General features: G+C 72.2%; 12 protein-coding genes. 6 read left to right on the top strand and 6 right to left on the bottom strand.

Annotation, left to right across the window (positions count from 1 at the left end):
* The first annotated feature begins 158 nt into the window (after positions 1–158).
* The 4 genes from PS467_RS35415 (at position 159) to PS467_RS35400 (ending at position 5,278) form a co-directional block, all read left to right on the top strand.
* Positions 159–1,556, top strand: a complete 1,398-nt coding sequence (locus tag PS467_RS35415) for an FAD/NAD(P)-binding protein (RefSeq protein WP_311038638.1) — start codon at positions 159–161, stop codon at positions 1,554–1,556.
* A 94-nt stretch (positions 1,557–1,650) separates the two neighbouring features.
* A complete protein-coding gene (locus PS467_RS35410; protein ID WP_311038637.1) occupies positions 1,651–2,376 on the top strand; it encodes a GntR family transcriptional regulator in 726 nt (241 codons plus the stop codon).
* A gap of 104 nt (positions 2,377–2,480) precedes the next feature.
* A complete protein-coding gene (locus PS467_RS35405) occupies positions 2,481–3,893 on the top strand; it encodes a cation:dicarboxylate symporter family transporter (RefSeq protein ID WP_311038636.1) in 1,413 nt (470 codons plus the stop codon).
* 8 nt (positions 3,894–3,901) lie between these two features.
* Positions 3,902–5,278, top strand: coding sequence for a class-II fumarase/aspartase family protein (locus tag PS467_RS35400; protein ID WP_311038635.1), 1,377 nt, complete (start codon positions 3,902–3,904; stop codon positions 5,276–5,278).
* A 29-nt stretch (positions 5,279–5,307) separates the two neighbouring features.
* Here the strand turns inward: PS467_RS35400 and PS467_RS35395 are convergent, their stop codons facing one another.
* From PS467_RS35395 to PS467_RS35380, 4 genes are all read right to left on the bottom strand, one after another.
* A complete protein-coding gene (locus PS467_RS35395; RefSeq protein ID WP_311038634.1) occupies positions 5,308–5,967 on the bottom strand; it encodes a YceI family protein in 660 nt (219 codons plus the stop codon).
* A 205-nt stretch (positions 5,968–6,172) separates the two neighbouring features.
* Positions 6,173–7,177, bottom strand: coding sequence for a transketolase family protein (locus tag PS467_RS35390; RefSeq protein WP_311038633.1), 1,005 nt, complete (start codon positions 7,175–7,177; stop codon positions 6,173–6,175).
* The gene (locus PS467_RS35385; protein WP_311038632.1) at positions 7,174–8,124 is read right to left on the bottom strand and encodes a transketolase; all 951 of its coding nucleotides are present in this window, start codon (positions 8,122–8,124) and stop codon (positions 7,174–7,176) included. Before PS467_RS35385 ends, PS467_RS35390 begins: the two co-directional genes overlap by 4 nt.
* Positions 8,125–8,563: 439 nt before the next feature.
* Positions 8,564–9,259 carry a GntR family transcriptional regulator gene (locus PS467_RS35380; RefSeq protein ID WP_311038631.1) on the bottom strand — a complete coding sequence of 232 codons (696 nt, stop codon included), beginning with the start codon at positions 9,257–9,259 and terminating at the stop codon, positions 8,564–8,566.
* Between the two features lie 334 nt (positions 9,260–9,593).
* Here PS467_RS35380 and PS467_RS35375 point away from each other — a divergent pair, with 334 nt between their 5' ends.
* Positions 9,594–10,934: an MFS transporter gene (locus PS467_RS35375; RefSeq protein ID WP_311038630.1), complete on the top strand. Its 1,341-nt coding sequence runs from the start codon at positions 9,594–9,596 to the stop codon at positions 10,932–10,934.
* A 54-nt stretch (positions 10,935–10,988) separates the two neighbouring features.
* Here the strand turns inward: PS467_RS35375 and PS467_RS35370 are convergent, their stop codons facing one another.
* Positions 10,989–11,804, bottom strand: a complete 816-nt coding sequence (locus PS467_RS35370) for an alpha/beta fold hydrolase (protein WP_311038629.1) — start codon at positions 11,802–11,804, stop codon at positions 10,989–10,991.
* Between the two features lie 65 nt (positions 11,805–11,869).
* On the bottom strand, positions 11,870–13,201 hold the full coding sequence (locus tag PS467_RS35365; RefSeq protein WP_311040058.1) for an FAD-binding oxidoreductase: 1,332 nt from the start codon (positions 13,199–13,201) through the stop codon (positions 11,870–11,872).
* Positions 13,202–13,415: 214 nt separating this feature from the next.
* Here PS467_RS35365 and PS467_RS35360 point away from each other — a divergent pair, with 214 nt between their 5' ends.
* On the top strand, positions 13,416–13,889 hold the full coding sequence (locus tag PS467_RS35360) for a nuclear transport factor 2 family protein (RefSeq protein WP_311038628.1): 474 nt from the start codon (positions 13,416–13,418) through the stop codon (positions 13,887–13,889).

Genomic DNA, 13,889 nt, shown 5'->3' with positions numbered 1-13,889 from the left:
GCTGAACAAATGGCAGGTGTATGAACTCTACCCAAGGAGTTCGCCCTCATCGCCGCGTTCTTCCTCGTCTTGTGCCGTCCATCGTCACGGTCCGCCGGGTGGGGTATTTTCCCTAGTACTCCGATAGGGAAAGTCTAGTAACGAGCGGGGGCTCGCCCATGACCCGTGGAGAGGCGCACTGTCGCGTCGCGGTCGCCGGTGCCGGAGCGGCCGGCACCCTCATCACCGCCCGCCTGCTGGAGGTGGCCACCCGGCGTGGCCGGCCACTGGAGATCACACTCATCGACCCGGCGGCCACGACCGGCCGCGGCCCGGCCTACGCCACAACCGACCACCGCCATCTGCTGAATGTGCCGGCCGCCCGGATGAGCGCCACGGCCGACGACCCGGACGACTTCGTCCGCTGGCTGAGCGGCCGCGCCGACAGCCGGATGGCGCCCGGCGGATTCGCCCCGCGCCACCTCTACGGCAGCTATCTCGCCGACCATCTCCAACAGCGGGTCGCCACCGGACCGGGGACGGTGGTCAGGGTGCGGGACCGGGTGGCCGGGGCCGTCCGCACGGGCGGGCGGCTGACGCTGCGGACGGCCGGCGGCCGCGAACTCACCGTCGACGCCATGGTCCTGGCCACCGGGAGCCACCCGCCGTCCGTCGCCTGGGCACCGCCCGCGCTGCGGGACTCCGACGCCTTCGTCGCCAACCCCTGGGCCCCAGGGGCGCTCGACCACGTCCCCGACGAGCGGGATGTCCTGCTGGTGGGCACCGGGCTGACCATGGTGGACATCGCCATGACCCTCGCCCGGTCCGGCCGCACCGTCCACGCCGTGTCCCGCTCGGGCCTGCTCCCCCAGGGCCACGCCCCCGCCCCCGCCGCCCCCGTGACACCCGCTGACGGTCTCACCGGGTGCACCGGTCTGGACGCCCTGCGCCGCGCGGTCCTGCGGCATGTGGCCCGGACCCGGCGCGGCCACGGGGACTGGCGTCCGGCCATCGACGGGCTGCGACCGCTGACCGCCGCCCTGTGGCAGCGGCTGCCGGAGTCGGACCGGGCCAGGTTCGTCGGCGAGGAGGCCCGCCGGTGGGAGGTGCACCGGCACCGCATGGCACCCGCCACCGCGGACCGGCTGGCGAGGTGTCTGGCCGAGGGGCGGCTGTCGGTACGGGCCGGAAGGGTGGCCGAGGCGGCCGCCACCACGGGCGGGCTGCGGATCGGTCTCGCCGACGGACGGACCCTGACCGTCGGCGCGGTCGTCAACTGCACGGGCCCGCAGACCGATGCCCGCCGCACGGCGGACCCCCTGCTCAGGGAGTTGTTCGCGGCGGGTCTGGCCGCACCCGGGCCGCTCGGTCTCGGCCTGCGGACCCACCCCGACGGGCGGGTCAGACCGGCCGACGGGCCGGACGCACCGCTGTGGACGCTGGGTGCCACCCGGCGCGGGGAGTTGTGGGAGAGCACCGCGATTCCGGAGATCCGGGCCCAGGCCGCCGAGGTGGCCACCGCCGTGCTGGACACGCTGGCCGGCGCCCCGGTGGCGGCGTCAGGCACGCGGGCATGAGACCTCGCGGGGGCAGGTGCCGGCTGCCCGGCCCCGATCGGCGGTGCTCTAGGATTTTCGATGGCCAGGACCTGAGCAGCCGAGGAGATGCGTCGTGCGGGAGCCGCGGTATGTGGTGATCGCCGGCGATCTCATGCGGAAGATCGCCGCCGGGCGGTGGCCGGTCGGGGAGTTGCTGCCCACCGAGCCCGAGCTGGCGGCCGAGTACGGCGTCTCCCGGGAAACGCTGCGGCGGGCGTTGCAGCGTCTGGACGTGGCCGGTCTGATCTCCCGGCACCCGGGGACCGGCACCCGGGTGGAACGCTCGGCGCCGGTGGCCGAGTTCACCGCCCAGCTGGGCAGCGTCGAGGACCTGACCCAGTACGGCGAATCGGCCGTGCGCGGCATCCTGTCGGTCGAACCCGTGACGGTGGACGCCGCCCTCGCCACGGTCACCGACCTGGCCGAGGGGTCCCGGCAGGTGTGTGTCACCTCCACCCGGCGGGACCCCGGCCGGGCCGGTGAGGTCGTCTCCTGGGCCCGGGTGTATCTGGGGCCGGGGGACGCCAAGGCGGTCGCGGGCGATCTGGAGGGCAGCCCCCAGCTGATCGCCGATCTGATCGAGGCCCGTACCGGCCGGGCCGTGGAGCGGGTGGTCCAGCGGGTCCGGGCGGTGGGGGTGCCCGCGGAGGCGGCGGCACACCTCGGGGTGGAACCGGGCAGCCCGGGGCTGGAGTTCGTACGCCGTTACTACGACGCCTCGGGCGCGCTGTTCGAGGTCGCGGTGAGCACCCACGCCGGTGACCGCTTCGTCTACGAGACGGTTCTCCAGCGCAAGTGACGACCGGCGGCCGCCGGCCGCCCGCCATGTGAACACCTCTTGACACACCTGTTTCTGCGAGCATTCTTGTCTAGACACTCATGTCTAGACAAGGATGTGCCCGCATGAGGTCTCAGGAGCAGCTACTGGACGCCACCTCGCCCCCACCGGCTCGCCACCGCTGGTACCGGGGGCTCATGGCACAGGTCGTCATCGCGATGGTCCTCGGTATCGCGGTCGGCTTCGCCTTCCCCGGTTTCGCGGCGGACCTGAAGATCCTCGGGGACCTGTTCCTGGCCTTGATCAAGGCGGGGGTCGCGCCCCTGGTCTTCTTCACCGTCGTCATGGGCATCGCCTCCGCCGGCGACCTGAAGAAGGCCAGCCGCATCGGCTTCCTGGCGCTGATCTACTTCGAGGCCGTCTCCACCCTCGCCCTGCTGCTCGGCCTGGCGGCCGCGAACCTGTTCGGGGTGGGCAAGGGGGCGGGGGCGCTCGCCCCGGGCGCCGAGGCGGCCCAGGCGCCCTCGGCCGACCAGGGCGAGCACGGGGTCACCGCCTTCCTGCGGGACATCGTCCCCGACAACTTCGTCGGTGCCTTCTCCTCCGGCCAGCTGCTCCAGGTCGTCGTGGTGGCCGTGCTGTTCGGTATCGGTGTGCTGTCCCTCAAGCCGCGGATGCAGGACCGGATCAACGCCGGTCTGGAGGTCGTCTCGGAGGCGTTCTTCGGCTTCGTCAACGTCGTCATGAAGCTCGCCCCGATCGGCGCCTTCGGTGCCATCGCCTACTCGGTGGGCACCAGCGGCAGCAAGATGCTCCTGGCCCTGACCGAGCTCGTCCTGGAGTACTGGCTGGTCGTCGCCGTCTTCGTGTTCGGCGTGCTGGGGCTGGTCTGCCTGCTCGCGGGGTTCAGCGTCTGGCGCATCCTGCGCTACGTACGCGTGGAGATGACACTCGTCCTGGGCACGGCCTCCTCCGAGGCCGCCCTGCCCGGACTGCTGAAGAAGCTCACCAGGGTCGGGTGCTCGAAGCAGACCGTGGGCCTGGTCGTCCCCACCGGCTATGCGTTCAACCTCGACGGCACCTCCCTCTACATGTCCATCTGCACCCTGTTCGTGGCCAACGCCTACGGGATCCCGATGGGCATCCCCGAACAGCTCGGGCTGCTGTTGATCATGCTGCTGACGTCCAAGGGCGCGGCCACCGTGTCCGGCGGGACCTTCGTGGTCTTCGCCTCCACCGTGGCGGCGACCGGGAACCTCCCCGTCGAGGGCGCCGCCGTGCTCTTCGGGGTGTACCGCTTCATGTCGATGGCCACCGCGTTCTGCAACACCTTCGGCAATGTGGTCGCCACCTTCGTCCTGGCCAAGTGGTGCAAGGAGATGGACGTCGACACGGTGCGGCGCGCCCTGGCCGATCCCGCCGCGTTCCTCGCCCAGCCCGAACCCGATGACGCGCCCGCCGCGCCGCGGACGGCCTCCCGGCCGGACGGCGTCGCCCTGTCCGAACCCGCTCCTACCAGCCCCACCACCGGGAAGTGAACCAGCACATGAGCAGTACCGTCTTCGACTCCCTGTTGTTCCGCGACATGTTCGGCACCCCGGCCATGCGCGAGATCTTCAGCGACACCGCCTACGTCCAGCGCGTCATCGACACCGAGACCGCTCTCGCCCGTTCCCAGGCCGAGGTCGGCATCATCCCCGTCGAGGCCGCCGAGGACATCACCGCCAAGGCCGGTCTGGACGGTCTCGACCTGGAGCGGCTGCGCACCGAGACGGAGATCGTCGGCTATCCGGTCCTGCCCGTCGTCCGGCAGGTGGCGGACCAGTGCGGTGACGCGGGCCGCTATCTGCACTGGGGTGCCACCACCCAGGACATCATGGACACCGCGGTGATGCTCCAGTGCAAGGACGGCGTCGCCCTGCTCCAGGACCAGCTCGACCGGGTGCGCCGGGCGCTGCAGCGGCTCGCGGAGGAGCATGCCGAGACCGTCACCGCCGGGCGCACCCATCTCCAGCACGCCCTCCCCGTCACCTTCGGCTACCGCTGCGCCGTGTGGCTCTCCGCCCTGGACCGGCACGCCGAGCGGCTGGAGCAGGCCCGCGGACGCGCCCTGATGGTGCAGTTCGGCGGCGCCGCCGGAACCCTGGCCTCGCTCGGCACAGGGCCGGAGGGCCTTCGGACGCGTGCCGTGCTGGCGGCCGAGCTGGGGCTGCGGGACCCCGCGATCACCTGGCATGTGGCACGGGACGGGCTCGTGGAGCTCGTCACACTGTTCGCCGCGATCGGCGGCTCCCTGGGCAAGATCGCCTGGGATGTGATGATGATGTGCTCCTCGGAGTTCGGGGAGCTGGCGGAGCCGTTCGTCCCCGGACGCGGGGCCAGCTCGACCATGCCGCAGAAGCGCAACCCCATCTCCAGCGAGCTGATGTTCGCCGCCGCCAAGCTGCTGCGCGAGAAGTCCTCGACCGTGCTGGACGCGATGATGCAGGACTTCGAACGCGCCACCGGCCCCTGGCACCTGGAGTGGGCCGCGGTGCCCGAAGCCTTCCTGCTCCTGTCCAGCTCGCTCCACCAGGCCGAGTTCATGCTCTCCGGTCTGGAGGTGAACGTGGCCCGGATGCGCCGGAACACCCACCTCACCGGCGGGCTCATCGTCGCCGAAGCCGTGATGATGGACATCGCGCCCGTTCTGGGCCGTCAGCAGGCCCACGACGTGGTCTACGAGGCCTGCCGCACCGCCATCGAGACCGGCACCACACTGGAGGCCGAACTGCGCGCGCACGCCACGCTGATGGACCAGATCGGCGCCGAGCGGATCGGGGAACTGTGCGACCCCGCCCGCTACCTGGGCAGCGCGACCACGATGACCCTCGATGTGGTCCGCGCCCTGGACCGCGAGGGCGGCGGCCGCACGCCTCGCTGACGGTGGCGCCCTCCCCCGGCGGGGGCTCCTCAGAAGCCGGGGTCGGGGGCCGTGCGAATGGCGGCGATGTCGAACTGGAGGCGGACCTTCTCGCTCACCAGGGCGCCGCCCTCCGCCAGCTTGGCGCTGTAGGTCAGGCCCCATTCGGAACGGTTGATGGTGGTGGTGCCGTCGAAGCCCACCCGCTGGTAGCCGAAGGGGTCCGTGACATGTCCGATATAGGTGAGCTCCAGGACGACGGGGCGAGTGACGTCCCGGATCGTGAGATCCCCGGCCATGCGGTAGAGGTCCGGACCCGCGAGGTGCACATCGGTGCTCAGGAACCGGATGTGCGGGTAGGTTCTCGCGTCCAGGAAGTCGCGGCCCATCAAGTGGTCGTCGCGCTGCTCGACACCGGTGTCGACACTGGCGGTGGAGAGCAGGACCTCGGCCCGGGAGCGGCGCGGGTCGCGGCCGTCGAAGTACAGGCGGCTCTCGAACTCGGTGAAGGCGCCACGCACTGTGGTCACCATGGCATGCCGGACGGAGAACCCGATCCGGCTGTGTGCCGGGTCGACGATCCACTCGCCGGTGAGCGCCTCGAGGCCGGGATCGGGCGAAACGGCGCGGCCGGACGCCGCACGGGCAGAAGGTATCACCGGTGCGGCGCCGGCGCCCGTGCGGCGGGAGGTACGGCTGAACAAGTTCATGCCACCCGTTGTTACTTTGGCCGTAGGGGGTGACGCAACCCTTGATCAAGGTCGATTCGCAAGGACCTTCGATAAGTGGCCTCTCGGGCACGGTCCGTGACGGGCGGTCAGTGTATGCGGGAGCCGCCGTTGATGTCATACGTGGCACCCGTCACATACCCGGTCTCGGGCCGGGCGAGGAAGGCGATGACGGGGTGGGCCCGGGTCACAGTTCCCGGCGCACGCGTTCCTTGATCGCCGCGACCGACAGGCCGTACCGGTCGTGCAGGGTGGGCAGGGCACCCGCCGCGAGGAAGGCGTCCGGCAGTCCGATCGGCACGATGCGCGCCGTGGTCTGCGCGTACGCCAGACTGGAGGCCACGGACTCGGCCAGTCCGCCGACCAGGGTGTGGTTCTCGAGGGTGACCACGAGCCGTCCCTTGGCCGCTTCCCGTACCACCGTGTCGCTGTCGAAGGGCTTGATGGTCGGGACGTGCAGGACCGCGACGTCGATGTGGTCCCGCTCCAGTTCCTTGGCCGCGCTCAGGGCGCGCACCGTCATCAGGCCGGTGGAGATGAAGAGCACATCGCGCCCGCCGCGCAGTCCGGCGGCCCGGCCGAGCCGGAACCGGTAGTCGTACTCGTCCAGGACCGTGGGCACGGCGCCGCGCAGCAGCCGCGTGTAGGTGGGTCCGGGGTGGGCGGCCAGGGCGGGGACGGCCTGCTCGATGTCGACCGAGTCCGCCGGGTCCACGATCGTCAGGCCGGGCATGCCGCGCAGGATGGCCAGGTCCTCGGTGGCCTGGTGGCTGGGGCCGTAGCCCGTGGTCAGTCCGGGCAGGGCACCCACGACGTTGACGTTGAGTCCGGGCTCGGCGATGTCCAGGCACAGGAAGTCGTAGGCACGGCGGGTGGCGAACACCGAGTAGGTGGAGGCGAAGGGCGTCAGGCCCACCTCCGCCAGTCCGGCGGCCGCGCCCAGCATCGCCTGTTCCGCCATGCCCATCTGGAAGAAGCGCTCGGGGTGGGCGTCCCGGAAGATGTGCATATCGGTGTACTTGGCCAGGTCGGCCGAGAGGCCGACCACATCGGGGCGTTCCTCGGCGAGCCGGTTCAGCGCGTGTCCGAAGGGGGCCTTGGTGGTGCGCTGTCCCTCTTCGGCGATGGAGGCGATCATCGCGGAGGTGGTGAGTCTGCGCGCCGGGGGCACGGTGGCGGCGGGGGTGTTCATGCGGCGGGTCCCTTTCCCTCAGTGGCGTCGCTCCGGCCGTCGGGTCCGTCCGCCCGGCCGGCTTCGTGGTTCTGGGTGAGCTGCTCGCGGGCGATCTGCCACTCGTGCTCCTCGACCCGCATGAAGTGCGCCTTCTCGCGGGTTTCGAGCATCGGCACCCCGCGGCCGACCTTGGTGTCGCAGATGAGCACCGACGGCGATCCCCGGTGCTCGCGCAGGCTGTCGAAGGCGGTGACGAGCGCGTCGACGTCGTTGCCGTCCACCCGGATCGCATGCCAGCCGAACGCCTCCCACTTGGCCGTGACGGGCTCGGTGCGCAGTACGCCCGCGGTCGGGCCGTCCGCCTGGAGGGCGTTGACGTCGACGATGGCGGTCACGTTGTCGAGCCGGTGGTGGGCGCAGGCCAGCGCGGCCTCCCAGGTGGAGCCCTCGTCCAGCTCACCGTCCGAGAGCAGGTTGTACACGCGGGCGTCGCTGCCCCGGTAGCGCAGGCCCAGCGCCATGCCGGTCGCGATGCCCAGTCCGTGGCCGAGGGAGCCGCCGGAGATCTCCATGCCGGGGGTGTAGGTGGCCATGCCCGACATGGGCAGGCGGGAGTCGTCGCTTCCGTAGGTGGCGAGTTCCTCGGTGTCGAGGACACCGGCCTCCGCGAGCGCCGCGTACAGGGCGATGGCGTAGTGGCCGATGGACAGCAGCAGCCTGTCCCGCTCGGGCCAGTCGGGCTCGTCGGGGCGGTGGTCGAGGACGTCCTTGTAGACGACGGCGAGGACGTCGGCCACGCCGAGCGCCTGTCCGATGTAGCCCTGTCCCTGGACCTCGCCCATGTTCAGGGCGTGCATCCGGATGCGGTAGGCGGAGTCCCGCAGGGCGCGGATCCGTTCCTGCCGGGTGGTGTGCTCTTGAGCCGGCGGAGCGGCTCCCAGGACGGTGGACGGGGTGGAGGTCATGTCGGTCCCTTCCTCTCGGTGGGGTGTCGGCGGAGCTGGGGCGCGGGCGTGGCCGCGGCGGCGGTCCCCCTCGTCGCGAGGCCGGCCTCGTGCCGCTCCTGTGCGCCCCAGGTCTCGCGGGTCAGCAGCGCCGCCACGAGTCCCGGCAGCCCGTAGCGGCTGAAGAGGGCCGCGGGCCCCACCCGGCCGACGGCCGAGGAGAGGGCGGTGGCGATCCCCCACCTCCTCCCTGTTGGCTGCCGACTGTTAACAGTCGACCTCGATGCTGCGGAGTGAAACCGGCGGTGTCAACCCCTCCGGCGGAAAAAGCCTGGTCAGCCGCGCCGGTACGGACCGCCGCGGGCGGCCGGGCCGGTCGGCTCGTCAGGACGGGAGCGCATACCCAGAAGGCCCACCGGATGTCCCGGTGGGCCTGTGCGGGCGAGGGAGGGGCGGCGGGTCAGTCGCTCCCGGTTTCGCGGTCACCGCCGCGGCCGATGCCCAACTGGTCGACGGCCGAGGCCATATGGGCGTGCAGAACCCGCTGCGCCGCCGCGGCGTCCCCACGCTCGATCGCCTCCACGACCGGCAGATGGCTCGAGGCGGACATGGCCACTTCACGGCGTTCACCCGCGGCGCTCATGATCACCACACGGATGGGGCCCTCGAGCTGGCGCCAGGTCTTCAGCAGGACGGAGTTCCGGGAGAGCTCGCACAGCAGGAGGTGGAAGGCGAGATCCGCCTCGACCTTCGCGTTCAGGTCCACAGCGGCATCGACGGTCTCCTGGAGCCGCTCCAGGGCCTCCCGGAGCGCCCGCGCCGCCTCCGGACCGCGCGCGGACTGGATGATCTGCGTCACCGCGAGTCCCTCCAGGGCCTCGCGCACCTGGAACAGCTCCCGGACCTCGGTCGGGGTCAGCTGGGACACCCGGAGCATGCCGCGCGCCCCGGGGGTGACCAGTCCCTCCTGCTGGAGGTGGCGCAGCGCCTCCCGTACCGTCCCGCGGCTCACCGACAGCCGCTCGGCGATCTCCACTTCCCCCAAGTGGTCACCGGGGCGGTACTGGCCGCTGGTGATGGCCGTCCGCAACGCCACGAGCGCACGCTCCCGCAGGGTCATCGAACGGGTGAGACTGGCCAGGCTCGGACCGGTCACGGACGGGGCCTCCTTCTGCTCCACAAGCGATCATAGTAGTCGGAAACGTGTCACCTGTTGACAGTCGGCATCGTGACGCGGCCGAGCGGGCGGCGTCGGTCCGGCGCGGCATACCGGCAACCGGCGAGGTGGCGGCGTCCCGGTACGATGTCGCCGCAAGCAACGAACCACTCTGCCTGACGCAGAGCTGGCGCGACCGCTCGGCGGCCGCGGTCCTTCCGCCCTTGTCGGCGCGGACCCGGTATCTACCCCGGTCCCGCGCGAGAGGACAGCTCTCGGCGCATTCTGCCATGCCGGCCGGAGTGCGCTACCAGGCGGCGGAAAGGCATCGGCCGTGGCACCCGCGGTCTCCCCGACTCCCCCTCCCGTCCCGCGCGCCGGCTACCGGCACCTGCTGCGCACACCGGGCGCTTGGACCTTCCTGCTGCCCGGCTTCGCCGCCCGGCAGCCGTTCGCGATGCTGACGCTCAGCATCGTGCTGCTGCTGCGCCACACCACCGGGTCCTACGGCGTCGCCGGTGCGGTCGCGGCCGTCACCGGCGTCGCCATGGCGCTGTTCGCGCCCCAGAGCGGCAAGCTCGCCGACCGCTACGGGCAGCGCGCGGTCCTGGTACCGGGCGTGCTGAGCCACGCGGCGGCCGCGGCCCTGCTGACCGTGCTCGCGCTGGCACACGCGCCGCTGTGGGCGCTGATCGCCGCCGCGGTGCCGACGGGCGCCTCCGTACCGCAGATCGGGCCCATGGTGCGGGCCCGCTGGGCGGCCGTCCTCGGCAGCGGCGCCCCGGACGGGTCCGGACCGCGCCCCGGGCGCCATCCGCTGCTGGCGACCGCGGCGGCGTTCGAGTCGGTCACGGACGAGTTGACGTTCGTCATCGGCCCCGTGCTCGCCACCGGGTTGAGCACCGGTGTGCACCCGGCGTCCGGCCTGATCGCGGAGGCGGCGCTGACGCTGGTGGGCGGGCTGCTCTTCGCGGCCCAGCGGCGGACCGCACCGCCGCCGGCCCCGGGCCGGGCGGACCCAAGGGAGCGGCACGCCTCGGCCCTGTCCGTACCGGGTGTGCGCGTCCTGGCCGTGGTCTTCCTGGGCATCGGCTCGGTCTTCGGCGGTATGCAGGTCGCCCTGACCGCCTTCAGCCAGGAGCACGGCCGGCCGGGCCTGAACGGTGTGCTGTACGGCGTGTTCGCGGCGGGCGACATGCTCGCGGGCGCGGCCTGTGGCGCCATCACCTGGCGCACCTCCCCGCAGCGGCGGCTGCTGGCCTCCTACGCCGCGCTGGCGCTGGTCTGCTCGACCCTGTGGGCGGCGCCCACGCCACTGCCGCTGGGCGGGCTCGGGCTGCTCGCGGGGCTGTGTATCGCACCTGCGCTGATCACTGGATACACGCTGGTGGAGACCCTGGTCCCGGCCACGTCCCGGACGGAGGCGTTCACCTGGCTGACCGGCTCGGTCGCGCTGGGGCAGGCCGCGGCGGTGACGGCGGCCGGACAGCTGGCGGACGGCTTCGGCGCGAGCGCGGCCTTCACGGTGCCGCTCATCGGCACGGCGTCGGCCCTGCTGACGGTGGTGTCCCTGCGCGGGCGGCTCGCCCCGCGCGCGGACACCACGGTGACCGGCCGGGGGCAGTGCGTACCCGACGCCCACTCCGGGGCGTCCCGGTGGGCGGACACCTCCTGAGGGGGATCTCGTGGAGGCTGGGCGCGTCCCGGGGCGCGCCCGCCCGCCACCCGATCACATGGTGGGCTCCGCCAGGAACGCCGACACGATCGCCCCGGCCTGCGGGCGGCACTCCTCGAAGTAGCCGTGCCGGGCGCCCTCGAAGATGTGGGTACGGGCCCGGGGGATACGGGAGGCGAGCAGCGGAGCGTTGGCCGACGGGGTGAGCCGGTCCTCCGCGCCGTGCAGGACCAGGGTGTCCGCGCCGATCAGCGGAAGCGCGTCCCAGGCGTCGTGTTCATTGCTGGCCACCAGGTGGCGCCGGCGGGCGTGCGGAGGCATACCGGGGTCGCCGAGGGTCGTATAGGGCCCGGGGTGTCCGGACCGCCAGGCCGGGGTGTACATGAGGTCGGTCAGCGCTTCCCGCGCCGCCCGCGCGTCGGCCTGGGCCAGGGAGCGCCGCACCGCCGTGTCGCGCTCCGTCGCCCGTGGCCCGCCGGGTGAGGTGCAGCCGAGGACGAGCCGCCGGACCCGGTCCGGATGGCGGGCGGCGACCCACTGGGCGACCCGTCCTCCCATGGAGGTCCCGTACAGGTCGGCGCGTTCGATGCCGAGATGGTCCAGGACGGCGATCACATCCTCGGCCAGGCCCCGCGTCGAGTAGTGCACATCGGGTTTTCCGCTCTCCCCGGTGCCGCGCCAGTCCAGGGTGAGGGTGCTGTGCGTGTCGTGGAAGTCCGCCCGTATGCCGTCCCACCAGTGGTGGTTGTTGGCCTGTCCGGCCAGCAGCACCAGCGGCCGTCCGGTGCCGTGGTGCTGGTAGGCCAGGAGCGTGCCGTCCAGTGCGCGGGCGTGGCCGCTGACCTGCCGCGGGACGTCGGTGCTTGCCATGGGGGTCGCTCGCCTTTCGGGCGTCGGGTGTCCTCGGTGCGCGCGGCGGCGGACCGGCCGCGCGCTCAGCCGCGGGTGATGACCTTGCCCGGGTTGAGGATGCCGTGCGGATCGAGGGCCGTCTTGACCGCCCGGTGCATGTCCAGGACGGCCGGTGCGAGCTCCCGCTCCAGACCGTCTCGCTTCAGCAGGCCCACACCGTGTTCGCCGGTGACCGTGCCACCGAGGTCGATCGCGTCCGCGATGATCTCGTGGAACGCCGCCTGGGCCCGCTCCCGGGCCGCCGTGTCGCCCGGCTGGGTGATCAGCAGCGGATGGAGGTTGCCGTCACCGGCGTGCGCGATGTTGGCGATGAGGGTGTCGTGCCGGGCGGCGGCGCGCTCGATGCGCGCCAGCATCTCCGGTACGGCCGCCTTGGGCACGCATACGTCCTCGGTGAGCACCGGGCCCAGCCGCTCCAGCGCCGGATAGGCGAGCCGCCTGGCCGAGAAGAGCGCGTCGGCCTCCTCCTGGTCCGTGGACTGCGCGGCCCAGGTGGCGCCCGCCTCCTCGAAACAGGCGAGCATGCGCTCGGCCTCCTGGGCGCCGGCCGGGCCCGGGGCGTCCGTACGCCCGAGGAGCACCACGTCCGCGTCGACGGACAGCCCCATGTTCTTCCACTTGTCGACCGCCGCCAGACAGTGCCGGTCGATCAGTTCGAGCGCGGACGGGGTGAGCCCCGCGGCCCCGATGGCGGCGACCGCGCGGCCGGCGGCCACGACCGAGGAGAAGTATCCGGCGACCGTGCGCTCCGCCTCACGCTGGGGCCGCAGCCGCACCGTGACCTCGGTGATCACTCCCAGGGTGCCTTCGGATCCGACCATCAGCCCGGCCAGGTCGTACCCGGCGACGCCCTTGGCGGTCCTGCGGCCGAGCCGCACCAGTTCCCCGGTGCCGGTGACCACTTGCAGGCCGAGCACATAGTCGCGGGTGACGCCGTACTTCACACAGCACAGCCCGCCCGCGTTGGTCGCCACATTGCCGCCGATGGTGGACCAGGGCGCGCTCGCCGGGTCCGGCGGGTACCAGAGCCCGTGCTCGGCGCAGGCGGCTCGCAGGTCGTCGTTGACCACACCGGGTCCGACGACGGCGAGGCGCTCCACGGGGTCGATCTCGTGGATGGTGTCCATGGACTCGGTGGAGAGCACGACACAGCCGTCGACGGCGTTGGCGCCACCGGAGAGGCCGGTGCCGGCGCCCCGGGTGACCAGCGGAACACCGTGCCGTACACAGGCGCGCACCACGGCACGCACTTCCTCGGCCGTGCGTGGCCGCACCACCACGAGGGGTGTGTCGTACGGCGCCCACTCCGCCTCGTCGTGGACGAATCCGGCGGCGACGCCGGGGTCCTCGACCATCCGGCCGTCCGGCAGCTCCTGCCGCAGATCATCGATCAACACGCCCGGTCCCTGCCTTGTCCTCGAGCACGGTTCTTCCAGCTCGCACGGTACCCACTGCGGCGGAACCGCTGATCACCGCCCCCGTCTTGCGCGAGAACCAGCGTTCTCGTACGGTGGCCGCCGCAGCGGAGAACGCCCGTTCTCCACTCCCCCGCCGGCCTCAGGAGACGATGTGACAGCCGCGCCACGCCCCCCGCTCCCGCCGTTCACCCGGGAGACCGCCATCGAGAAGGTCCGGCTGGCGGAGGACGGCTGGAACTCCCGTGACCCCGAGAAGGTGGCCCTGGCCTACACCGTCGACTCGCGCTGGCGGAACCGCGCGGAGTTCCTCACCGGGCGCGACGCGATCGTCGCCTTCCTCACCCGCAAATGGGCGCGGGAACTGGACTACCGGCTCATCAAGGAGCTGTGGGCGTTCGACGGCAACCGCATCGCCGTGCGCTTCGCCTACGAATGCCACGACGACTCCGGCAACTGGTTCCGCTCCTACGGCAACGAGAACTGGGAATTCGACGACGACGGTCTGATGCGCCGCCGCCACGCCTCCATCAACGACCTCCCCATCACGGAGTCGGAGCGCAAGTACCACTGGCCGCTCGGGCGCCGCCCCGACGACCACCCCGGTCTGAGCGACCTCGGCCTCTGA

Origin of the sequence: Streptomyces luomodiensis, from assembly GCF_031679605.1 — a bacterium.
Taxonomy (GTDB): domain Bacteria; phylum Actinomycetota; class Actinomycetes; order Streptomycetales; family Streptomycetaceae; genus Streptomyces; species Streptomyces luomodiensis.
The sequence above is the reverse complement of the archived record's forward strand: the minus strand, read 5'-3'. Positions and strand labels throughout refer to the sequence as shown.

Bases quoted from the DNA above. Each gene is read 5' to 3' on its own strand.
- PS467_RS35395 (WP_311038634.1), bottom strand. From the start codon at position 5,967: ATGAACTTGTTCAGCCGTACCTCCCGCCGCACGGGCGCCGGCGCCGCA.
- PS467_RS35370 (WP_311038629.1), bottom strand. From the start codon at position 11,804: ATGGCAAGCACCGACGTCCCGCGGCAGGTCAGCGGCCACGCCCGCGCA.
- PS467_RS35400 (WP_311038635.1), top strand. From the start codon at position 3,902: ATGAGCAGTACCGTCTTCGACTCCCTGTTGTTCCGCGACATGTTCGGC.
- PS467_RS35365 (WP_311040058.1), bottom strand. From the start codon at position 13,201: ATGGTCGAGGACCCCGGCGTCGCCGCCGGATTCGTCCACGACGAGGCG.
- PS467_RS35415 (WP_311038638.1), top strand. From the start codon at position 159: ATGACCCGTGGAGAGGCGCACTGTCGCGTCGCGGTCGCCGGTGCCGGA.
- PS467_RS35385 (WP_311038632.1), bottom strand. From the start codon at position 8,124: ATGACCTCCACCCCGTCCACCGTCCTGGGAGCCGCTCCGCCGGCTCAA.
- PS467_RS35390 (WP_311038633.1), bottom strand. From the start codon at position 7,177: ATGAACACCCCCGCCGCCACCGTGCCCCCGGCGCGCAGACTCACCACC.
- PS467_RS35405 (WP_311038636.1), top strand. From the start codon at position 2,481: ATGAGGTCTCAGGAGCAGCTACTGGACGCCACCTCGCCCCCACCGGCT.